Source organism: Kitasatospora cinereorecta, assembly GCF_024172095.1.
Taxonomy (GTDB): Bacteria; Actinomycetota; Actinomycetes; order Streptomycetales; family Streptomycetaceae; genus Kitasatospora; species Kitasatospora cinereorecta.
Genome location: NZ_JAMZDX010000002.1, coordinates 930,874 through 952,897, shown reverse-complemented (window position 1 = coordinate 952,897; position 22,024 = coordinate 930,874). Strand labels below are relative to the sequence as shown.

The window sequence follows — 22,024 nt, the reverse complement described above, 5'->3', positions numbered from 1 at the left end:
AGATCGTTCAGCACCCCCGGAGCCGTCCGGAGACATCGCCTGCACCCGATCAGGTGAACCTTGGCAGTTGGAGGGTTGGCGATCGGCGTCGCCGCGCCGAGCCCTTCGCGGCCGTACGGCTGAACTCCGGCCGTACGGGTTGACACCGCCCGGACCATACGACGAGCCGCCCGGTGCGGCGAGGGGGCGCACCGGGCGGCGGTGATTCGTCGGGTCAGCGGTCCGGCCGAATCAATGGTCCGGTCAGAGCAGCGGTCCGGTGACCGGAAGCACCACCTGGCAGGGCACCGGCCGGGGGTGGGCCGGGTCCAGTGCGTTGAGCACGTCGGTGAGCGCGACCGGGTCGTAGGAGATCTCCAGGTGGTCGGTCGCGTCCAGCGGGCACTGGTCCTGCACGGTGACGTTGGTGACGTGGGGGCCCTCCGGCAGGAAGGCGTTGGTGTAGGGGGTGACCACCTCGTCGTACCGGGTGGCGATCACGGTGTACTCGACGCCGGGGACGGTCTCGCCGCCGGCGTTGAGCGCGGTGAGGAAGTCCGAGCCGACCTCCTGCTGCACGCAGGCCTCGCAGGGGCCGGCCAGGAAGTCGTTGGCCGGGGCGAGCAGGTGCAGTTGGCGGCCGAGCTCGGTGATGCCGTCCAGCGTGGTGCCGTTGTTGCTGGGGGCCAGGCCGACCAGCCGGCCGACCTTGCCGGCGCCGCCCCGGTCCTTCAGGTAGTGGCGGGCCATCATGCCGCCCTGGGAGTGGCCGACCAGGTCCACCCTGGACGCCCCGGTGGCGCCGAGCACCCGGTCGACGAAGGCGGCCAGCGTGGCCGAGCCGCCCTCCAGCGCGGTGGCGCCCTGGATCGGCGCGCCGGCGAACGCCCCGCCGTAGTCGAACGCGTAGACGCAGTAGCCGGCATTGGCCAGCAGGGGCGCGGCGCCGCCCCAGTTGTCGTTCATGTTCTCCAGCGTCCCGTGCACCAGCACCACCGGACGGGGGTGCTCGGCGGTGGGCCGGCAGGACCAGTCGTTGGCGCCGTCCGGGGCGCGGTCCGGCGCGGCGAAGCCCTTCAGGAAGCCGGTGGAGAAGTGGTACTCGACCGGAAGGGCCGAGCCCGCCGCCGCCGGCTGGGCGCCGCCCGCCAGCAGCCCCGCCGCGGCGAGCACCGCAACCCCCACCCCGCCTACTCTCTTCGTTCTCATATTCCGCACCTCCGCGGCTCGGCCGGAATTCCTCGACATCCGGACGGCCATGAAGCTAGGAGCGGCCGCGAACCGGGTCAACGGGCCGCGCGGCAATCCACGGAAACTTCGGCGACGGGTGCCAGGAATTCACCGCGGCCCCGACGAAAGATGTCACCCCGACGAGCGCTTCCGCCGCGGCGACTGCCTCCGTACCGTCCCAACAGCGCGTCAGACCTATTGACCGGTCGGTAACATCGCCGCATACTCCACCCTGCGGCCCCACCCGCCCGCACCGTGAAGGAGTCGAATTGACCGGTCCGTGGGATGCTCTTCCACGCCATTTCTCGGCGGAACTCAGAGCGGAGAACAAGACCCTCGCGGCCGAGATCATCCGGGAGATCAGAGCTGCCGTTCCGGAATTCTCCCGACCGCTCGCGGGGAATTTCGGTGCGGGAATCCAACAGGGTGTGGAGACCGCCCTGGCGGAGTTCACCGACCTGATCGCCCGGGTCGCCGAGCCCGACCCCTCCCGGCTGCGGGTCTACCGCTCGCTGGGGCGCGGCGAACTGGCCGAGGGCCGGAGCCTGGACGCACTGCAGGCCGCGTACCGGCTGGGTGCCCGGGTCGCGTGGCGCCGCTACGCCCGGGTGGCCCGGCGCGGCGGCCTCGGCCCGGAACAGCTGGTCACCCTGGCCGAGGCGGTGTTCGCCCACATCGACGAGATCGCCGCGGCCAGCGTGCAGGGGTACGTGGAGGCCCGCGCCGACCGGGCCGGTGTGCTCGGCCGCTCCCGCCACCAGTTGCTCGGCCTGCTGCTGGCGGGCGCGTCGGCCGAGGAGGTCCGGCAAGCCGCGGACGCCGCCGACTGGGCCCTGCCCGAGCGGGTGGTGTGCGTGGCACTGGACGCCCCGCCGACCGCCCTGCCGCGCGCCGAGCGGCTGCCCGACCCGGTGCTCGCCGACCTGGACCACCCCGAACCCCACCTGCTGGTCCCCGAACCGGAGCTGTACCTCGGGGACTGCCGGGTGGTGCAGGCGGTCCGCGGCCGCGGCGCGGTGATCGGTCCGGCGGTGCCCGTCGGCCGGGCCGCCGACTCGCTGCGCTGGGCCCGACTGGTCCGGGCGCGGCTGGCCGAGCCGCCGGACGCCCCGCTGGACTGCCGGGACAAGCTGGCCGACCTGCTGCTGCTCGCCGACCGGCCGCTGGTCCGGCTGATCGCCGAACGCCGGCTGGCCCCGCTCGCCGGGCTGACCGCCAAGCAGCGCGAACGGACGGCGGCCACCCTGCTGGCCTGGCTGCAGACCGACCGCGGCACCGCCCCCGAGGTGGCGGCCCGCCTCGGCATCCATCCGCAGACCGCCCGCCGGCGCCTGCACCGCGTCCAGCAGCTCTTCGGCCCGGCCCTGACCGGTCCGGACGCCCGGTTCGAGCTGGAGATCGCCCTCCGCGCCGGCGCCGCCGTACCGGCGTGACGTGACCACGCCCGTGACCTGCAGCCCTTAAGACCGGCTTGAGCCCGCCTTAAGGCTGCCCCGGCGGCCGGGAGGCGCGGGCGGGGTGCGAGGATGGCCTCTTCCGCCCCCGGTGGCGGACCCCCGTCGACAGGCCGCCCCCATCCCCCCGCGGCCACAGGGCACGCGACGCGGGTCCGACTGCGTCACCCCGGCAGACCCCGGCGGTGCTCTCTTTCTCCCTCCCTCAAGAAGAGTGCCATGCGCCATACCCTCATTCCCGTCCGAGCCCTGGCCGCCGCCGGTACCAGCACCCTGCTGCTGGGCGCCTGCGGCGGTCCCTCCTCCCCCGCCGACCGCACCAGCGCCGACCTCCGTGCCCGGGTCCCGCAGGCGGTGCGCGACGCGGGCGTCCTCAAGATCGGTTCCGACCTCAACTACCCGCCGGTCGACTTCAAGACCCCCGACGCTCCCTGGTCCGGCCTCGATCCGGACCTGGCCGCGGCGCTGGGCAGCTACCTCGGCCTCAAGGTCGAGTTCGTCGACATGCCGTTCGACAAGCTGATCCCGGCCGTCCAGGCGAAGAAGGTCGATCTGGCGATGTCTGCCGTGATCGACACCCAGCGCCGCCAGCTGGGCACCGACGACCGCAACCAGCAGGTCGACCCCGGGGTCGACTTCATCGACTACTTCATGACCGGCACCTCGATCCTGGTGAAGGGCGCCAACCCGCTGGGCATCAGCACGCTGGACAGCCTGTGCGGCCGCACCGTCGCCGTGCAACGCGGCACCATCCAGGACGAGGTGGCGCAGCGGCAGATCAACGCCTGCCAGAAGCTCAACAAGCCGCTGCAGGTCCACGAGCTGGGCACCGACGCCGACGCGCAGGCCGAGGTGCTGGCGGGCACCGCCGCCGCCGACCTGAACGACTTCCCGGTCGCGGTGTACAACACGGCACCGGAGCGCGGCGGCCGGTTCCGGATGATCGGCGCGTACGTGCAGTCCAGCCCGTACGGGATCACGGTGAACAAGGAGAACACCGGGCTGCGGGACGTGCTGGCGCACGCGCTGGACCAGCTGATCCGCAACGGCGAGTACGACAAGATCCTCACCAAGTGGGGGATCGAGCGCGGCGCGGTGACCAGCGCCGTGGTCAACGGCGGGCTCTGACCGCGACCGGGCCCGCGGCGGCGCATGCGCGTCGGCCGCGGGCCCGGGGCGGAGGGTTCAGGAGGCGGTTCCCAGCTCCACGGGGGCGCCCACCAGCGACCCGTACTCGGTCCAGGAGCCGTCGTAGTTCTTGACCTGCGGGTAGCCGAGCAGCTCGGTCAGCGCGAACCAGGTGTGCGAGGAGCGCTCCCCGATCCGGCAGTAGGCGACCGTCTCGCGCTCGCCGGTGATGCCCTGCCCCGCGTAGAGGGCGCGCAGCTCGGCGGCGGACTTGAAGGTGCCGTCCTCGTTGGCCGCCTGCGACCAGGGGATGTTCACCGCGCCGGGGATGTGTCCGGGGACCTGGGCCTGCTCCTGCGGCAGGTGCGGCGGCGCCAGCCGCTCGCCCCGGTACTCCTCCGGCGAGCGGACGTCGACCAGGCCGATCTCGCCGCCGGTGCGGGCCAGCATCTCGTACCGCAGGGCGCGGATCTCCGGGTGCTCCTCGCCGGTGACGGTGTAGCCGGTGTGCTGGTAGTCCATCACCTCCTCGGTGAGCTCGCGGTCCTCCAGCACCCACTTCTTGCGGCCGCCGTCGAGCAGTTTGACCCGGTCGAAGCCGCGCAGCCGCAGGATCCAGTACGCGTACGCCGCGAACCAGTTGTCGTTGCCGCCGTACAGCACGACCGTGGTGTCCTCCTCCACGCCGGCCGCGGACAGCAGGTGGCCGAGCGCGGCCCGGTCGAGGTAGTCGCGGCCGACCTCGGCGTGCAGGTCGGTGGCCCAGTTCCAGCCGACCGCCCCGGGGATGTGTCCCTGGTCGTACGCGGTGGTGTCCTCGTCCACGTCCACGACCCGGATGGTGCCGTCGGACAGGTGGGCGGCCAGCCAGTCGGTGGAGACCAGTCGCTCGGGGTGGGCGTACCCGTCGGTGCTCATCACCCGTCTCTTCTTCCTCCCCCCGGATCGGTCGTGTCTCGGTCGGTCGTCTCTCGGTCGGTGGTACGTGGGTCGGTCATCTGCGGGCCGTTCATCCCTCGGCCGGTCGTCGTCCGTGGTCCGGTCCCGGCGGCGGTCCGGCGGTCGTGCCCGGGCTCCGGTCCGGGCCGATCAGGTCGGTCGCGCCGCCGCTGACCACCGCGGTGACCGGGATCCCGGCCCGGTCCAGCAGGCCGGCCGCCACGGTGGCCCGCCGGCCGCGCCCGCAGACGGTCCACACCTCGCCGGTGAACTCATGGGCGCGGGAGGCGACTTCGCCGAGCGGGACGGCGTGCGCGCCGGGCACCGCGGGCTCCGGCCGGGTGCGCACGTCCAGCAGGGTGACGGTCCCGGTGCCGCGGGCGGCCAGGTCCAGGGTGGTGGCGGTGGCGAAGGAGGCGGTCGGGCGGCCGGTGGCGGTCCACGCCTCGATGCCGCCGTCCAGCCAGCCGGTCGCCCGGTAGCCGATCCGCAGCAGCTGGCGGACGGCCTCGGCGGCCGCGTCGGCGGCCGGTTCCGGCAGCACCAGCGCCAGCGGGGTGGCGAACGGCACCACCTCGCCGACCAGCGACGCGAAGGACGCGTCCAGCTCGATGCCGAGCGAGCCCGGCAGGTGCCCGGCGGCGTACGCCCGGCGCCCCCGCGCGTCGACCACCGTGCTGCCGGTGGCGGCCAGGTGCTCCACCTGCCCGGGGGTGAGCGGACCGATCACCGGCAGGTGGCCCAGCACCTGCGGCCCGGACCGGTTGATCGGCGCCATGTGCCGGTAGTACGCGGGCGCCGGCGGCAGCCCCACCAGCCGGCGGGCCAGGAACTCCTCCTCGTCGGCGACGGTCAGCGCCGGGTTGGCGAAGCGCTGCAGCCCGACCGTGCTGGTCCGCTCCACCGAGCCGGGGGCGGCGGCGCAGGAGCTGCCGGCGCCGTGGGTGGGCAGCACCCGGGTGTCGTCCGGAAGCGCGGCCAGCCGCCGCAGCGAGTGGAACTGGGCCCGGGTCAGCTCCTCGGTGCGCCCTGGCCCCAGCAGGTCGGTGCGGCCGGAGGCGCCGACCATCAGGCTGCCGCCGGTGAACACCGCGCCGGGCGGCGCCTCGGGGTGCTCCCGGTCGAGCACCAGGTACGCGGTGTGCTCGGCGGTGTGGCCCGGGGTGGCCAGCGCCCGGATCAGCGTGTCGCCGACGGCCAGTTCGTCGTCCTCCACCAGCGGCAGGTGGGCGAAGCCGTACCCGGCGGCGGCCGGCCCGGCGACCGTCGCGCCGGTCGCCTCCCGCACCTCGAGCGCGCCGGACAGGTAGTCGTTGTGGACGTGCGTCTCCAGCACGTACCGCACGTGCAGGCCGCGCCGGTGGCAGTCCGCCAGCACCTCCCAGCAGTCCCGCTGCGGATCCACGATCACCGCCTCGTCACCGCTGACCAGCAGGTAGCTGGAGTCGCCCAGGGAGGTGGTGACGATCGGCTCGATCACGGCCCTGTCCACTCGCGCTCACCCTCTCTCTCCGCCGCCGGCGCCCGGCCCGGGGTCGCCGCTCAGCCCACTGCGGCGTCGCCCACCGCGACCTCGACCGCGACGACCTCGACCACCGCGGCCGGGTTGCAGCCGTAGCCGTCCGCGTTCCACGGCGCCGCCAGCGGCTGGACCGCGCCCTCGGCGTCGGTGGCCCGGACGGTGATCCGGTAGCGGCCCGGCTCCGGCGGGGTCCACCGGTGCGACCAGTCGCTCCACGCGTACCGCCCGTCCCCGGGCACCAGCTCGGCCGCCGCCCACGGGCCCTCGTCCACCCGGACCTCCACCAGCCGCACCGGCGGACCGCCCGACCAGGCGTGGCCGCGCAGCACCGCCTCCCGGCCGGCCGCCAGCTCCGCACCGGGCGCCGGGTCGGTCACCAGCGAGCGCACCCGGACGGCGCCCACCGGCCCCTCGGGCGTGCCGACCGCCTCCCGGTACACGTACGAGCCGCCCTGGAACGGCCCGTCGAACGGCTCGTCCACCGCCCGGACGGCGACCAGCCACTTCACGTCCGCCACCCCGTAGCGGCCGGGCGCCACCAGCCGGACCGGCGCGCCGTGCTCGGGGGTCAGCGGGCGGCCGTTGAGCTCGGTGGCCAGCAGGGTGTCCCCGTCCAGCGCCGCCGCCACCGGCAGGCTGCGTTCGAACGGCACGGACCGGCCGTCCACCTCACCCCGGTCGGCGCCGGTGAACACGTACTCCACCGCGTCCCCGGTCAGCCCCGCCCGCTCGGCCACCGCGCGGAACGGCACCCCGGCGAACCGGGCGCAACCCACCGCCCGCTCGCCCCACGGCAGCCCGGGCGGCACCGGGCTCATCAGGCTCCGGCCGTTGCCGGCGCACTCCAGCACCGTCTCCACCTCGTGCCGGCCCATCGCCAGCAGCTCCCGGTACCCGAACTCGGCGTGCTCCCCCACCCGCAGCCGCCACCGGTCCGCCGGGATCCGCGCCACCTCGAAGTGCGAGCGCACGAACAGCGCGTCCGCGGCCGTCAGATGCGGCCCAAGGGCATCCGCGGGCGTCTGCGCGTTGTACGGCTCCACCGTCACCGTCTCGGGCGGGCCCATACCTCGAATCTACGCCGCTTCCCCACCCCCACCCACCCGGCCGCCGGCCGCCGCCCGCCCGGTCCACCGGCACCCGACCGATCCACCGGCACCCGACCGGTCTAGCGCCGCCCCGGACCGCCCGCCGCCGGCCGGCCGCCGACCCGGGCGACCGCCTCCGCACCCGCCGCGCAGCCGGAGCGGGCCGCCTCGACCGGACTCTCCCCGCGCAGCCGCCCCGCCAGGTACGCGCCCGCGAAGGCGTCCCCGGCGCCCGTGGTGTCCACCGCCGTCGCCGGGACGCCCGCCACCCGGGCCACCGGCTCGCCCGCCCGGGCGACCAGTGCGCCCTCGCAGCCCAGCGTCACCACCGCCTCGCCGTACCGCTCCCCGAGCACCCGGGCGGCCGTCCCGGGCTCCGTCTCGCCGCTCAGCAGCAGCGCCTCCGACAGGTTGGGCAGCAGGGTGCCGACTCCGCCCAGCGCCGCCAGGAACGCCTCCCGTCCCATCCGCTCGATGAAGCCGGTGGACGCCGGATCGACGCTCACCGGCAGCCCCCGCCGGCCCGCCTCCAGGGCCACGAGCGCCGCCAGCCGTCGCCCAGGCTCGGTGAAGTAGAGGTAGCCGGACAGGTGCACCCGGCCGGCGCCGGCCAGCAGCCCGGGGTCCCAGTCCGCCGGGCCGAGCAGCGCCGTCGCCCCGCTGTCGGTGACGAAGGTGCGCTCCGCCTCCGCGTCCACCAGCGCGATCACCACCGCGGTGGGTGTGTCCGGATCGACCACCAGACTCGGCCGGACGCCTGCGGCCAGCAGCTCCTCCCGGTGCCAGTCCGCCGAGTCGGTGCCGACCCGGCCCAGCAGCCGGACCTCGGCGCCCGCCCGGGCCGCCCACGCCGCCGCGTTGGCCCCGGCCCCGCCGGGCCGCACGCTGATCCGGGCCGCCGTGTCCGTACCCGGCGCCAGCGGCCGCCCGTGCCGAGCCACCACGTCGGTGACCACGTCCCCCACCACCAGCAGCGCGCCGCTCACCCCCGGGCCCACTCCCCCGCGATCTCCGCCGCCAGCCGGACGTTGCCGCGGACCGCCGCCAGGTTCGCCTCCAGCGAGGCGCCCGCGGTGTGCTCGGTGAGGTACGCCAGCAGGTACGGCGTGATCGCCTGACCGCTCACCCCCGCCTGCTCGGCCGCCGCCAGGCCCGCCGCCAGCACCCGGTCGTGCAGCGCCGGGTCCAACTGCTCGCGCTCGGCGACCGGATTGGCCACCACCAGCGCCGAGTCCAGCCCGCCGAGCGCGTCCTGGGCACGCATCGCAGCCGCGACGCCGGCCGGGGAGTCCACCGTCCAGTCGACCGGCTGCCCGGAGCGGGTCAGGTAGAAGCCCGGGAACTCGGCGGTCCGGTGCCCGAGCACGCCGACGCCGAGCGTCTCCAGCCGTTCCAGGGTGGCCGGGACGTCCAGGATGGACTTCACCCCGGCGCACACCACGGTGATCCTGGTCCGGGCCAGCAGGCCGAGGTCGGCGGATTCGTCCATGGTGCTCGCCCAACCCCGGTGCACCCCGCCGAGACCGCCGGTGGCGAACACCCGGATCCCCGCCCGGGCAGCGAGGAACGCCGTCCCGGAGACCGTCGTCGCCCCGCTGGCCCCCGCCGCGAGGGCGGGCGCCAGGTCGCGGTGGCCGAGCTTGCGCAGGCCGTCCTCGGACGCCACCCGCTCCAACTCCGCCTTCCCGAGCCCGATCCTCGGCACCCCGTCCAGCACCGCGATCGTCGCCGGCACCGCCCCGCCGGCCCGCACCAGCTCCTCCAACTCCCGCGCCACCGCCAGGTTCCGGGGCCGCGGCAGCCCGTGCGCGATGATCGTCGACTCCAGCGCCACCACGGGCCCGCCCCGCCCGAGGGCGTCCCGCACCTCCTCCGAGATCTCCATTCCGAATACCTGACACCCCCGTCCCCCCGCCAAACCTCCACCCCTGCAGACTCGTCCCCTCACCCCGGCCGGCCGTGGGCGCCCGCCTCGAGGGTTGCGCGCAGGTCGGCCAGGGTCGAGGCGATGCGGGCCAGGCCGTCGGGGGGAACCGCCGCGGCCAGTGCGGCGAGTTCGCTTTCGACGATGGGGCGGGAGGCGGACAACCGCTCCTCGCCCGCGGAGGTGAGGCGGAGGACGGACGAGCGACGGTCCTGGGGGTGCGCGACCCGCTCGCACCAGCCCGCAGCCACCAGCCGGTCGACCGCCTTGCTGACGGCCCCCACGGTGATCGCCACTTCGCCGACGATGTCGAGCACGCGGCACCCCGGCACCCGGTCGATGATCTCCAGGAACTCGAACTGCCCCAGCCCCAGCCCTTGTTCGGCACGCAACCGGGCGCTCACCGCGTTGTAGAGCCGGGTCTCGACGCGGACCAGGTCGATGAAGATCGGAGTGATGTGACTCACATTGGCCTTCCAGTAGATTCTCGGGAATCATCTTCCGTGGAATCCGGTTGGGAGCGGACAGGTGGATTCCCAGGAATCCATCCTCGCATCCCGAGCACCCCGCCCCATGGAGGCCCCGCATGTCCCGACAGCAGCGCGACGCCCTGGACGCCATACTCCGTTCCGCCCCTCGCAGCGAGCAGCCACTCACTCCTGAGGAGCAGCGCAGCGGTTTCGCCGCGGCCCTCACCCGCCCCGCGCCGGACGGCGTGGCCACCCGCACCACCGTCCTCGGCGGGCGGCCGGCCCTGGAGCTGGAGCCGGCCGGAGCCTCCGGCCGCGGCCGGCTGCTCTACCTGCACGGCGGTGGCTACGTCATCGGCTCACCGGACACCCACGCCGGGCTGGTCGGTGAACTGGCCCGCCGCGCCGGGCTGCGCGCGACCTCGGTGGACTACCGGCTGGCGCCCGAGCACCCGTTCCCCGCGGCTGTCGACGACGGGCTCGCGGCCTACCGCGAGCTGCTGGCGTCGGGCACCGACCCGCAGGACCTCGTGCTGGCCGGTGACTCCGCCGGTGGCGGATTGAGCATCGCCACGCTGCTCGCCGCCCGGGAGGCCGGACTGCCGCAACCGGCCGCCGTGGTCGTCTTTTCGCCGTGGGCCGACCTCACCCTCGCCGGAGGAAGCATCACCTCCAAGGAGAGCGCCGACCCCATTTTCACCGCGGCCGACGTGCGCGCCTACGCCGATCTCTACGTCGGTGCGGGCGACCGGGCGCATCCCCTGGCCAGCCCGGTGTTCGCCGACCTCACCGGACTGCCCCCGCTCCTCGTGCAGGTCGGGGCGAACGAGGTGCTCCTCGACGACGCGGTCCGGCTGGCCGGCCGCGCGGGCGCCGACGGCGTCGAGGTCACGCTCGAAGTCGGCCCCGGCCTCCCCCACGTCTTCCAGCACCACTACGGCCGCCTCGACGAGGCGGACGCCGCACTCGACCGCGCCGCCCGCTTCCTCACCGCCCACCTGAACGCCGACCACCACAACGCCGGCCGCCTCGAACCGGTCCACTGACAGACGGGCCGCGCCGGAATGCCGAACGCCCCGCGTTCCCTTCGCAGGGAGGCGGGGCGTGCTGCCGGCGGAGCCGGTCTCAGGCGGTGCGGGTCGCGTCGGCCTGGGCCTGGGCGACGGGCTTGGCGGGCCGGCTGCCGCCGGTGTTGCCGAGGAAGACGGCCAGGGTGGGCACCAGGTAGGCGAGCCAGACGCCGATCTGGAGCCAGGTGGGGTCGGGCTGGAAGTTGAAGACGCCCTTGAGCAGGGTGCCGTACCAGCTCTCCTTCGGGATGGTGGAGGAGATGTCGAAGGCGAGCTGGTGCAGGCCGGGGATCCAGCCGGCCTCCTGGAGGTCGTGCACGCCGTAGGCGAGGACGCCGGCCGCGACGACGACCAGCATCGCGCCGGTCCAGGTGAAGAACTTCGCCAGGTTGATCTTGAGCGCGCCGCGGTAGAAGAGCCACCCGAGGACCACCGAGGTGAGCAGTCCGAGGATCGCGCCGACCAGCGGGTTCCACCCGTCGCCGGTGGCCTGGACGGCGGTCCAGATGAACAGCGCGGTCTCCAGTCCCTCCCGGCCGACGGCGAGGAAGGAGGTGACGACCAGCGCGACGGTGCCCATGGCGAGGGCGGCGTCCAGCTTGCCGTGGAGTTCGCTCTTCAGGTGGCGCGCGGTGCGTCGCATCCAGAAGACCATCCAGGTGACCAGGCCGACGGCGACGATCGACAGCGTGCCACCGAGGGCCTCCTGGGCCTCGAAGGACAGCTGCGAGGAGCCGAACTGCAGCATTGCGCCGAACGCCATCGACAGGGCGACGGCGGAGCCGATGCCGAGCCAGACCGGGCCGAGCCGGTCCTTGCGGCCGGTCTTCACCAGGTAGGCGATCAGGATGCAGACGACCAGGCTGGCTTCGAGGCCTTCGCGCAGGCCGATCAGGTAGTTGCCGAACACGGCGCTCTCCTCGGGGTTGTACGGGTGGCCTGCTGGTGGCCGCTGCCGTCGGTGGCGTCGGTGGCGTCAGCCGAACAGGGCCTGGCCCCACCACTCGCCGGGCTTGCGGACGCCGGCGGGGCAGGCGAAGTGTCCGGACCCGACGTGGGTGATGTACTCGTTCAGCGCGTCGTTGGCGGCCAGCTTGGTCTGCAGCGGGACGAACTGCTTGCGGGTGTCCCGCTGGTAGGCGAGGAAGAACAGGCCGGCGTCCAGGCGGCCGAGGCCGTCGGAGCCGTCCGTGAAGGAGAAGCCGCGGCGCAGGATCGTCAGGCCCTCGTTGCTGTCCGGGTGGGCGAGGCGGACGTGCGCGGTGTCCTTCATGGCCTTGAGGTCCGGGGTGTCGCGCTCCTTCTGCTTGCCGAGCGGGGCGCCTTCGAGCTTGGTGCGGCCGAAGACGTCCTCCTGCTCCTTGAGCGAGGTGCGGTCCCAGGTCTCGATGGTCATCCGGATCCGGCGGGCGACCAGGTAGGAGCCGCCGGTCATCCAGTCCTGGCCGTCGCCGGGGGCGACCCAGACGTGCTTGGCGAGGGCGGCCTCGTCGGTACCGGCGATGTTGTGGGTGCCGTCCTTGAAGCCCATCAGGTTGCGCGGGGTCTGGGCGTCCGGGGTGGTGGAGGAGGTCTTGCCGAAGCCGAGCTGCGACCAGCGGACGTTGACCACGCCCATGCCGATACGGGCCAGGTTGCGGATGGCGTGGACGGCGATCTGCGGGTCGTCGGCGCAGGCCTGGATGCAGAGGTCGCCGCCGACCCGGCCGGCCTCCAGCCGGTCCCCGCGGAACTGCGGCAGGTCGACCAGGGCGTCGGGGCGCTTGGCCTTGAGGCCGAAGCGGTCCACGCCGTCCTTCTCGAACAGGGTGGGGCCGAAGCCGATGGTGAGGGTGAGTCGGGAGGCGGGGAGGCCGAGGGCCTCGCCGGTGTCGTCCGGCGGAGCCTCCGGCAGGCCGCCGGTCGCTCCGGCGCCGACCTCGCGGCCGGCGGTCATCGCGGCGGCGGCCTTGGTCCACTCCTTGAGCATCTTCACCAGCGCGTCGCGGTTGGTGGTGATGACGTCGAAGGCGGCGAAGTGCAGCCGGTCCTGCACCGGGGTGGCGATGCCGGACTGGTGGTCGCCGTAGAACGGGATGTCCACGGCCTGCTTGGCGGGCACCGGGTCCTCGGAGTGCCGGGTGGCGGCGGCGACCGTGCCGACGCTCGCGGCGCCGAGCGCCACGCCGGCGCCCGCCCAGCCGATGACGGCGCGTCGGCTCAGCCCGCCGCGCTGGTCGGCGGCGTCGGTCGCCGCGTCGGTCCCGGCTTCCTGGTTCGGCTGTGCGTTCTCGGCGCTCTCGGCGGCCATCTCGATGTCCTTCGCGTGCTGGGTGGGGTGTGGAGACTGCCGGAGGTTACTGGACGACGACGGCGGCCGCGAGCTTGGACAGCGGCTCGCCGAGCGAGTTGACCGCGTCCGAGAAGGTCTTGCGCTCGGCCTCGGTGACCTTGTCGTACGAGGTGTAGACGTCGCCCTGCTTGTACTTGGCGAGCAGCGCCTGGATCGAGTCGAACTCGCCGTCGAGGGTCTTGGCGAGGTCGGCGTCCTTCTCGGCGGCGACCGGCTTGAGCAGGTCGTAGGCCTTGCGGGCGCCCTCGACGTTGGCGGCGAAGTCGGACAGGTCGGTGTGGGAGTAGCGGTCCTCCTCACCGGTGATCTTGTTCTTGGAGACCTCGTCCAGCAGCTCCTTGGCGCCGTTGGCCATGCCGGTGGCGGTGATCTCGGCGGCCGGGATGCGCTTCTGCCAGTCCTTCAGGTCGGCGACCAGCTGGTCGGCGAGCTTCTTGTCGCCGTCGTCGATCTTGCTGTCGGCCCAGATCGACTTCTCCAGCTTGTGCCAGCCGGTCCACTCCTGGCCGGCCTCCAGGCCGTCCTCGCGGGTGTCGGTCTTCGGGTCGATGTCGCCGAAGCTCTCGGCGACCGGCTCGGTGCGCTCCCAGCCGACCCGGGAGGGGGCGAACAGGGCCTTGGCCTTCTCCAGGTCACCGGCCTTGACCGCGTCGGCGAACGCCTGGACGGCCGGGATGGTGGCGTCGGCCTGCTCCTGGGCGTAGGTGCGGTACGCGGTGACCGCCGCCTCCAGGCGCGGGTCGCTCTTGGCGGCGGCGCCGTCACCGGTCACGGTGATCTTCTGGCGGATGCCGTCGCCGGTCATGCCCGGCTTGCAGGCGACCTCGTAGCTGCCGGCCTTGATCTCGGCGGTGATGGTGGCCTTGGTGCCGGGGCCGATGTTCTCGCGCTCGGTCACGATCTTGTCGCCGGCGGCGTAGACGTACACCTCGGTGGTCTTGGAGCCCTTGTTGGCGATGGCGAGCTCGACGTGACCGGCCGGGAAGGTGGTCTTGGACAGCTCGCAGGCCGAGTCCGAGGCGTTGACCTGGACGGCGTCGGCCGAGGCGGAGTCCTTCTTGGACGAGCAGCCGGCCAGCGCGGCTCCGGCCACGGCGATGGACAGCAGCGTCACGGCGGTCGAGCGACGGGCGGACATGCACACTCCACGGGCGAGGGTCAGACGGGACGTGGGAACGGCGAGCGGTGATCCCACCGCGCGCCGCTCAGTAAGCTAAGGCATACCTTAGAGGGAGCGAGACACCCCGTCGATATCGGGGCAGCCATGAAAGCGGCACCCGCCACCCGGCGGGTCGCCCCACCCCGATCGGCGGGGGCCGTCCTCCTGCCCAACCCCCTTGTCCCCGGGCGCACCTGACGTACCGTCCGCCCCTCCGGCACCCCCACCGCACCCGCCCCGACCGTCACGCCGTGTGACGGCCACCACTGCTACGGGTACGAACCCGGGGGCGCCCCGGCTCAGCCGATCGGCAGCGCCACGGTGAAGCAGGCCCCGCCCTCGGGGGCCGCCGAGGCGGTGATCCGCCCGCCGAGCCGGCCGGCCAGGCGGTGCGCGATGGCGAGACCCAGGCCGCTGCCGACCGGACGGGTCTCCCGGTAGCGAGCGTGCAGGGTGCCGCGTTCGAAGGCGACCGCGAGGTCCTCCTCGGTCAGCCCGGGGCCGCTGTCGCGGACCTGGAGTTCGGCCCGGTCCGGACCGGCGGTCAGGGCGAGCACCAGGGGCCGCCCGGCGGGGGCCACCCGCAGGGCGTTCTCCAGCAGCCCGTCGATCAGTTGGCGCACCCGGAACCCGTCGGTGTCCACCGGCACCGCGCCCGCCGGGGCCTCGACGGTCAGCTCGACGCCGTGCCGGGCGCAGCGCGGTGCCCAGAGCGCGGCGGCGTCCGCGACCAGCGCGGTCAGGTCGGTCGGGGCCCGCTCCAGCCGGAAGTCGTCGGCCTCCAGCCGGGCCAGGTCGAGCAGGTCGCCGAGGAAGCGCTCCAGGCGCCGGGTCTCGCTCTGCAGCACCCGGCCGACCTCCGGCGCCTCCTCGGCCGTGACCACCCCGTCGGCCAGCGCCTCGGCGTAGCCCTGCAGCGCGGTGAGCGGGGTGCGCAGCTCGTGCGAGACGGAGAGCAGGAACTCACGCTGGCGGTTCTCGCTGCGGGCCAGCGCCTCGTCCAGCCGGTTGAGTGCGGCGGCCACCTCGGCGGCCTCCGCCGGGCCGTCCGGGGCGCAGCGCAGGCCGCGCTCCCCGGCGGCGAGCCGGTGGGCGGTGGCGGCGGCGGACGCCAGCGGGCGGGCGATCCGCCGGGCGAGCAGCGCGCCGGCGATCGCGGCGCCGGCCATGCCGACGCCGAGCGGCAGCAGCAGCCCGTGCCGCATCCGGTCGCGGGCCCGGTCGACGGCGGTGTACGGCTCGGTGAGCACGACCGCGCCGCCGCCGCGCGCGGGGCGGCCGACCAGGATCACCTGCTGACCGCCGAGCAGCGCGGTGGAGGAGACGTCCCGTCCGGCGAGCAGGTCGCGGGCCTGGTCGACGCCGACCGCGGGCCCGGCCGGTCCGGTGGCGGCTCCGTTCGGGGCGATCACCGCCAGTTGGACGCCGTTGCGGCCGTTGAGCAGCTGCTCGCCGGTGTGCAGCAGGCCGGAGAGGGCCGGGACGCGGCTGAGCACCTCGACGTGCCGGCCGAGCTGTTCGCGTTCCTGTGCCTCGGCGGTGGCGCCGGCCATCCGCCAGGCGACCAGTCCGGTGAGCAGGACGGCGAGTGCGGCGACCGCGGTGGTCACCAGGGCGATGGAGCGGCGGAGCGGGCGGCGCCGGGGGGTGCCGGGCGGGCGGCGGCTCATGCCGGGCGGTCCGTCGCGCCGTAGCCGACGCCGCGGACGGTGCGGATCGGGCTGGCGTCGCCGAGCTTGGCGCGCAGCTGGGAGACGCAGACGTCGACCACCCGGCCGTCCCGGTAGCCCGCGTACCCCCAGACCTGGGACATCAGCTGCTCCCGGGTGAAGATCCGGCCCGGGTGGCGCATCAGCCGGGCGAGCAGGTTGAACTCGGTGCCGGTCAGCTCGACCGGCGCGCCGTCGCGCAGCACGGTGCGGCGCTGCGGGTCGAGCACCAGCCGGCCCAGGGTGAGGACGGGTTCGCCGGGCGGACCGGCGGCGCGGCGCAGCACGGTCTTGACCCGGGCGACCAGCTCGCGCGGGGAGAACGGCTTGGTGAGGTAGTCGTCGGCGCCGAGTTCCAGGCCGAGGATGCGGTCGGCCTCCTCGTCGCGGGCGGTGACCAACAGGACCGGGGTCCAGTCGTCGGCCTCGCGCAGCGCCCGGCAGAAGGAGATGCCGTCCAGGCCGGGCAGGCCGATGTCCAGCACGATCGCCGCCGGGTGCAGCCGTCGGGCGGCGGCCAGCCCGGCCGCGCCGTCGCTCTCGGTGTGCACGCCGAAGCCCTCGCGGGTCAGGTAGCGGCGCTGGAGGTCGGCGATGTGCGGTTCGTCCTCGACGACCAGCACGAGGCCCCTGGTCTCCGGCATGGTGCGCTCCCGGGGCTGCTGGTCGGTGTGCTGGTGGTCGGTGTGTTCCGCTGGTCGACGTGCCGCCAGTCGGCGTGCCGCCGGTCGGTGTGCCGCGTCCGGGGGCGGTGCCCGTCGGGTCCCGTCGATGCTAACCGGGCCCCGCGCGCCGACCGGGCCCGGCGAGGGCTCCTTACAATCCCCCAACACTGCGCCGACGTCCGGCTGCGGTACGGCGGCCAGGGTGGTCCCGACCCGAGCCCCGCCTCCGTGAAGGACCCCACCGGATGACCACGCCCACCGACCCGCCCGCCCCGGGCCTGCTGCACCGTACGGGACGCTGGTGCGCCCGCCGCGGCGTCCTGGTACTGACGCTCTGGCTGCTCGCGCTGGCGGCCCTGGCCGCCGGGAACCGCGCCTGGGGCGGCACCTTCGCCGACGACTTCGCGCTGCCCGGCACCTCCGCCCAGACCGGCGCCGACCTGCTCGCCGCCCACGGCAGCCCGGGCACCACCGCCAACGTGGTGCTGCACACCGGGCACGGCCCGCTCGCCGACCACCGGGCGCCGCTGGACGCCGCGCTGGCCGGCCTGCGCGCCCTGCCGGACGTGCTCGACGCGGCGGACCCGCTGACCGCTCCGGGCGCGCTGTCCGCCGACGGCGCCACCGCCACGGTGGCCGTCCGCTTCACCCGCAACCCGGCCACCTTCGACCCCTCCTACCTGGCCGGGCTGGACCGGGCGGTGGCCCCGCTGCGGGCCGACGGCGTGGCGGTGGAGTACGCGGACCCGCTCGGCCAGCTCGCCAAGCCCAAGGGCGCGGACCGGACCTCGGAGCTGATCGGTCTGGGCACCGCCGTGCTGGTGCTGCTGATCGGCTTCGGCAGTGTGGTGGCCACCGGCCTGCCGCTGGTCACCGGGGTGCTCGGGGTGGCCGCCGGCCTCTCGGCGCTCGGACTGCTCGCCACCGGCGTCGACTTCGGCCGGGCCGCGCCGACCCTGGCCGTGATGATGGGCCTGGGCGTGGGCGTCGACTACGCGCTCTTCCTCACCACCCGCCACCGCGCGCTGCTGCCCGGCGAGCCGGACCCGGCCGAGGCGGCCGGCCGGGCGGTGGCCACCAGCGGGCGCGCCGTGCTGGTCGCCGCAGCGACCGTGGCGATGGCCCTGGCGGGCCTCTACGCCTCGGGCGTCTCCTTCATCGGCAGTCTGGGCGCCGCCGCCGGTGTCACGGTGGTGGTCGCGGCGACCTCGGCGCTGACCCTGACCCCGGCGCTGCTCGGCCTGTTCGGCCGGCGCGTCGACTGCTGGTACGTCCGCCGCCCGGTCGCCGAGGGCCCGGCCGGGGCGGACAACGCCCACGGCGACAGCGAGTCCCGCGTCGAGGGCGCCGACCCCTGGCACCGCTGGGCCGCCGTGGTCGGCCGCCACCCCTGGCGATGCCTGACCGCCGGCGTGCTGCTGCTCGGCGCGCTGTGCGTGCCCGCCGCCGGGCTGCGCCTCGGCCACGTCGATGCCGGCGCGCAGCCCGCCTCCCGCACCGAGCGCCGGGCGTACGACCTGGTCACCGACGGTTTCGGCGCCGGCGCCAACGGCCGGCTCACCGTGGTGGTGCAGCTGGACGCGGCCCACGCCCAGAACCCGGACCGGCGCGCCGAACTGGCCTCGGCGCTCGGGTCGGCACTGGCCGCCACCCCCGGCGCGGCCTCGGCCGGACCGCCCCGGCCCAGCTCCGACGGCGCCCTGCTGGTCTCCACCGTCACACCCGCCACCGGCCCGCAGGAGCGGGCCACCTCCGACCTGCTGCACCGCCTCCAGGACGACACCCTCCCGACGACGCTCGCCGGCACCGGCACCACCGGGTACGTCACCGGCACCACCGCCGCCCAGCTCGCCTTCCGGGACGTCCTCGCCCGGCGGCTCCCGCTGATCGTCGCCGTGGTGGTCGGCGCCGCCTTCCTGCTGCTGCTCACCGTCTTCCGCAGCCCGGTGATCGCGGTCAAGGCCGCGCTGCTCAACCTGCTCTCCATCGGCGCCGCCTACGGCGTGGTGGTGGCGGTGTTCCAGTGGGGACTGGGCGGCCGGCTGCTGGGGGTGGCCCGGCCGGTGCCGGTGGAGTCGTACGTACCGATGATGATGTTCGCGATCGTCTTCGGCCTGTCCATGGACTACGAGGTCTTCCTGCTCTCCCGGATCCGCGAGCACTGGTTGGAGCACCGCGACAACCACCGGGCGGTCGCCGCCGGACTGGCCTCCACGGCCCGGGTGATCGGCTGCGCCGCGCTGATCATGACGTCCGTGTTCCTGGCCTTCCTGCTCTCCACCGACGTGGTGATCAAGATGATGGCGCTCGGGCTCGGCGTCAGCGTGGTGCTGGACGCGACCGTGGTCCGGCTGCTGCTGGTGCCCGCCACCATGTACCTGCTCGGCCGGGCCAACTGGTGGATGCCGGCCTGGCTGGACCGGCTGCTCCCCCGCCTCGACCCGGAGGGGACCGCCCGATGACCCGCCGCCCGCTGACCCGCCCGATGAGCGGCCGCGCGATGCCTCGACGCCGCCTGCTCCTCGGCCTCGCCGTGCTCACCCTGCTGCTGCCCGCCGGAGCCGAACTGACCGCCCGCCACCTGGTCGCCGACCGCATCGCGCGGGCCGTCGCCGACCGGTTCGGCGCGACCCCGGACGTCTCGCTGGGCGGCCGTCCGGCCCTGCTGGACCTCCTCGACCACCGCCTCCCCGGAGTCGACCTGACCACCGCCGACGCCCGGCTCGGCCGGATCCCGCACGCCGTCCTGCGGCTCCACCTGGACGGCGTCCGGCTCGGCCCGGCCCCCTCGCTCACCGGGTCCAGGGCCGAGGTGGACGTCCCGACCGCGTCGATCGCCGCCGTGGTCGCCGACGCCGCCCCGGCCCTGACCCTCGACGAGGCCCGCACCGACCCGGCGGCCGGCACCCTGGTGCTCGACCTCGGCCCCGGCGGGATGGTCGAACTGACCCTGCGACCCTCGATCGCCGACAGCCGCGTGACCTTCTCCGTGGTCTCCCTCTACGCCCTCGGCCGCCCCGCCCCGCCCGAGCAGACCGCCGCCCTCACCTCCCGCCTCGCCACCCCCGCCCCCGCCTACCCGCTCGCCCTCACCCCGACCTCACTCACCGTCACCACCACCGGCCTCCACCTCACCCTCACCGGCGGCCCCACCGACCTCCCCCGGGCCGACCTCGCGTCCGCGGCTCACCCACCGTCACCTCCGACCGACGGTTGACCGATCAATTCTTGACCGTTCTCCGACCGTATTTCCTTACGGACATTGCGAGTTGAATCCGGTCGGCGGAGTATGGGAAAGGGCCGTCGCAAAGAGGTGTGACACAATGGCGCTGACAATCAACCAACTCTGTGATCTGGCAAAGGACGCGGGATTCACCGGTGACGACATCCGGATCGCCGGAGCGGTCGCCATGGCGGAGTCCGGCGGACGACCGGACGCGATCGGCGACACCGGCCTGGTCGACGCGAAGTGGGGACCGAGCATCGGGTTGTTCCAGATCCGCTCGCTCCGCCGTCCGCAGGACTTCGGCTATCCGGACAACCTCCGGGTCGAGCAGTCGCTCTCCGACCCGGAGTACAACACCAAGGCCGCCAGGGCCATCGAGCAGCAGGCCGGCAACTGGTCGGCGTGGTCGACCTTCACCAACGGCGCTTACAAGCAGTACCTGAACGGGGCGACCTCCTCCACCGGCGACACCCCGACCACACCGGCGACCGACTCCCGGATCCGCCGCTGCCTGGAGCTCCTGATGGGCGAGAACGGTTATCGGGAAGGGCCGAACAACTACAACAAGTACGCACAGGAACTGATCGACGCCGGGAAGGCGCCGCAATCCTGGCAGAACGACGCCTGGTGCTACGTCTTCCAGTCCTGGGGCACCTGGAAGGCCGGCCTGGAGGACTACTGCCTGATGTCCAACTACTGCCCGGACGGCGTGAAATTCTTCCCCATGAAGGGCTGGTGGTCGGAGTACCCGATGGTCGGCGCGGAGGTCTTCTACGGCACCGCGCAGGAGCACGATGGCCCCGGTGGCAGCCACATCGAGCGGGTCTACCAGTTCGACGCGGACAACATCTGGACGATCGGCGGCAACACCAACCTGACCGGTTCCAGCCAGGGCGACGGCGTCTACCTGCGCGGCCCGATCCCGCGCCGCGGCGTCCGGGTGTACGGCTACGGCTGCCCGCCGTTCCCCGAGGGCCGGCTCTCCGCGGATCCGCGCTGGGGCGGCCGGACCTCCGCCGCCTACACCGACCTGCCGCAGAGCAGCGGGACGTCTACCGCCAACGGCGCCGACCCGCGGCCGTGGGTCTACCTCGGCCAGCTGGAGCAGGCGATCGCCGCGGACGTCCCGGCCCCGACCGGGCACCGCTCGTACTGCTGGCCGCAGGTGCTGCTGGTGGAGAAGGGACTGGCGGGCGAGGGGCTGCTGGACAACGCCTTCGTCGACGGCTCCTGGGGCACCCTGACGCTCAAGGCGTACTCGGACTGGCAGAAGCGGCTCGGTTACAGCGGCGCCGACGCCGACGGCCACCCGGGACAGGCCTCGCTGCAGAAGCTGGCCGACAAGTACGGCTTCCGGGTCGGCGCCTGAGCCCCACCCTCCCCAGGTGGCACTCAGTGCCCTCGGGCGTGACCAATCGGGTCGAATTCGGCACTCAGTACCTTTACAGAAGGCACTGAGTGCCATACCGTCCTGTCTCGGCAGGCGCCACGACCGCACGCCCGGCAACGGGCGGCGGTACGGCGGCGCGCACCGGCTCAGAGAGGAGTACGGCCATGACCCCGCTTGTCGCGATCGCCCCCGGCACGGAAACCTTCGACCCGTTCGCCCCCTTCGCCGCCGAGACCGCCATCCCCGCCGACGACGGCTCGCTGATCTACCGCCGCTGCCACTGGTGCCACTCTGCGGCCGCGGCCACCTGCATGCTCTGCCCGGTCTGCGGTTCGGCGGACCTGCTGCCCGCCCGCAGTGAGGGCACCGGCACGGTGCAGCGCCTGCTCCGGCCCACCCGGCGCGGCCTCCACCCGGGCCGCCCGTACCTGGTGGCGCTGGACGAGGGCTTCACGGTGCAGGCGTCGGTGGTCGGCGGACTCCCGGGCGCGATCCCGATCGGCGCCCGCGTCGAGCTGGCCGCCGCCGACGAGGAGGGCCGGCTGCTCACCTTCCGGCTCTGCCCGCGCACCTGATCCGGCTCCCCGCCTCGACCGCGTACACCGTCTGCACACACCGACGGCGCGAACCTCCACGACACACCGTCCCACCTGCGGTTTCCCCCGGCCGCGACGGCCCGCCGGGCGCACCGGCCCCCGAGAACTCGTGCACGCACCAGCCACCCGCAGGTACTGTCGTG

The 22,024-nt window shown here is 74.3% G+C and carries 19 protein-coding genes; 7 read left to right on the top strand and 12 right to left on the bottom strand.

Translation table 11 applies throughout. The features are described from left to right. Positions 1–243: 243 nt before the first annotated feature. Positions 244–1,188 (bottom strand): esterase/lipase family protein, encoded by a 945-nt coding sequence (locus FHR36_RS11240; RefSeq protein ID WP_407660814.1) that lies wholly within the window; start codon positions 1,186–1,188, stop codon positions 244–246. A gap of 449 nt (positions 1,189–1,637) precedes the next feature. Here FHR36_RS11240 and FHR36_RS11235 point away from each other — a divergent pair, with 449 nt between their 5' ends. Then, positions 1,638–2,642, top strand: a complete 1,005-nt coding sequence (locus FHR36_RS11235) for a PucR-like N-terminal domain-containing protein (protein ID WP_253796088.1) — start codon at positions 1,638–1,640, stop codon at positions 2,640–2,642. A 240-nt stretch (positions 2,643–2,882) separates the two neighbouring features. Then, positions 2,883–3,791, top strand: a complete 909-nt coding sequence (locus tag FHR36_RS11230; RefSeq protein ID WP_253796087.1) for an ABC transporter substrate-binding protein — start codon at positions 2,883–2,885, stop codon at positions 3,789–3,791. 57 nt (positions 3,792–3,848) lie between these two features. On the opposite strand, the gene FHR36_RS11225 is transcribed toward FHR36_RS11230, so the two are convergent. The 6 genes from FHR36_RS11225 to FHR36_RS11200 form a co-directional block, all read right to left on the bottom strand. Then, positions 3,849–4,709 (bottom strand): sulfurtransferase, encoded by an 861-nt coding sequence (locus tag FHR36_RS11225; RefSeq protein ID WP_253796086.1) that lies wholly within the window; start codon positions 4,707–4,709, stop codon positions 3,849–3,851. 91 nt (positions 4,710–4,800) lie between these two features. Next, the gene (locus FHR36_RS11220; protein ID WP_253796085.1) at positions 4,801–6,210 is read right to left on the bottom strand and encodes an MBL fold metallo-hydrolase; all 1,410 of its coding nucleotides are present in this window, start codon (positions 6,208–6,210) and stop codon (positions 4,801–4,803) included. A gap of 62 nt (positions 6,211–6,272) precedes the next feature. Continuing rightward, complete coding sequence (locus FHR36_RS11215) at positions 6,273–7,319, bottom strand: sulfite oxidase (protein ID WP_253796084.1); 1,047 nt, start codon at positions 7,317–7,319, stop codon at positions 6,273–6,275. Positions 7,320–7,420: 101 nt separating this feature from the next. Continuing rightward, complete coding sequence (locus FHR36_RS11210; RefSeq protein ID WP_253796083.1) at positions 7,421–8,326, bottom strand: carbohydrate kinase family protein; 906 nt, start codon at positions 8,324–8,326, stop codon at positions 7,421–7,423. Beyond that, entirely contained in the window at positions 8,323–9,225 is a 903-nt protein-coding gene (locus FHR36_RS11205) for a pseudouridine-5'-phosphate glycosidase (protein ID WP_253796082.1), read from the bottom strand. Before FHR36_RS11205 ends, FHR36_RS11210 begins: the two co-directional genes overlap by 4 nt. 59 nt (positions 9,226–9,284) lie before the next feature. Further along, positions 9,285–9,731, bottom strand: a complete 447-nt coding sequence (locus FHR36_RS11200; RefSeq protein WP_253796081.1) for a MarR family winged helix-turn-helix transcriptional regulator — start codon at positions 9,729–9,731, stop codon at positions 9,285–9,287. Between the two features lie 119 nt (positions 9,732–9,850). Here FHR36_RS11200 and FHR36_RS11195 point away from each other — a divergent pair, with 119 nt between their 5' ends. Beyond that, on the top strand, positions 9,851–10,780 hold the full coding sequence (locus FHR36_RS11195; RefSeq protein ID WP_253796080.1) for an alpha/beta hydrolase: 930 nt from the start codon (positions 9,851–9,853) through the stop codon (positions 10,778–10,780). 79 nt (positions 10,781–10,859) lie between these two features. Here the strand turns inward: FHR36_RS11195 and efeU are convergent, their stop codons facing one another. The 5 genes from efeU to FHR36_RS11170 all read right to left on the bottom strand — a co-directional run bounded on the left by efeU (position 10,860) and on the right by FHR36_RS11170 (position 16,648). Beyond that, complete coding sequence (gene efeU / locus FHR36_RS11190) at positions 10,860–11,714, bottom strand: iron uptake transporter permease EfeU (RefSeq protein WP_253796079.1); 855 nt, start codon at positions 11,712–11,714, stop codon at positions 10,860–10,862. A 66-nt stretch (positions 11,715–11,780) separates the two neighbouring features. Beyond that, positions 11,781–13,094, bottom strand: coding sequence for an iron uptake transporter deferrochelatase/peroxidase subunit (gene efeB / locus FHR36_RS11185; protein WP_253796077.1), 1,314 nt, complete (start codon positions 13,092–13,094; stop codon positions 11,781–11,783). Between the two features lie 46 nt (positions 13,095–13,140). Further along, positions 13,141–14,274, bottom strand: coding sequence for an iron uptake system protein EfeO (efeO, locus tag FHR36_RS11180; RefSeq protein ID WP_253796075.1), 1,134 nt, complete (start codon positions 14,272–14,274; stop codon positions 13,141–13,143). A gap of 320 nt (positions 14,275–14,594) precedes the next feature. Beyond that, positions 14,595–15,965 (bottom strand): sensor histidine kinase, encoded by a 1,371-nt coding sequence (locus tag FHR36_RS11175; RefSeq protein WP_253796074.1) that lies wholly within the window; start codon positions 15,963–15,965, stop codon positions 14,595–14,597. Beyond that, positions 15,962–16,648, bottom strand: coding sequence for a response regulator transcription factor (locus FHR36_RS11170; RefSeq protein WP_253796073.1), 687 nt, complete (start codon positions 16,646–16,648; stop codon positions 15,962–15,964). Before FHR36_RS11170 ends, FHR36_RS11175 begins: the two co-directional genes overlap by 4 nt. Positions 16,649–16,914: 266 nt before the next feature. Between FHR36_RS11170 and FHR36_RS11165 the strand changes: the two genes are divergently transcribed. The 4 genes from FHR36_RS11165 (at position 16,915) to FHR36_RS11150 (ending at position 21,860) form a co-directional block, all read left to right on the top strand. Continuing rightward, positions 16,915–19,131, top strand: coding sequence for an MMPL family transporter (locus FHR36_RS11165; RefSeq protein WP_253796071.1), 2,217 nt, complete (start codon positions 16,915–16,917; stop codon positions 19,129–19,131). Next, positions 19,128–19,886: an LmeA family phospholipid-binding protein gene (locus FHR36_RS11160; RefSeq protein ID WP_253796069.1), complete on the top strand. Its 759-nt coding sequence runs from the start codon at positions 19,128–19,130 to the stop codon at positions 19,884–19,886. Before FHR36_RS11165 ends, FHR36_RS11160 begins: the two co-directional genes overlap by 4 nt. Before the next feature lie 106 nt (positions 19,887–19,992). Further along, entirely contained in the window at positions 19,993–21,264 is a 1,272-nt protein-coding gene (locus FHR36_RS11155) for a hypothetical protein (RefSeq protein ID WP_253796067.1), read from the top strand. A 185-nt stretch (positions 21,265–21,449) separates the two neighbouring features. After that, complete coding sequence (locus tag FHR36_RS11150) at positions 21,450–21,860, top strand: Zn-ribbon domain-containing OB-fold protein (protein WP_253796066.1); 411 nt, start codon at positions 21,450–21,452, stop codon at positions 21,858–21,860. Positions 21,861–22,024: the final 164 nt, after the last annotated feature.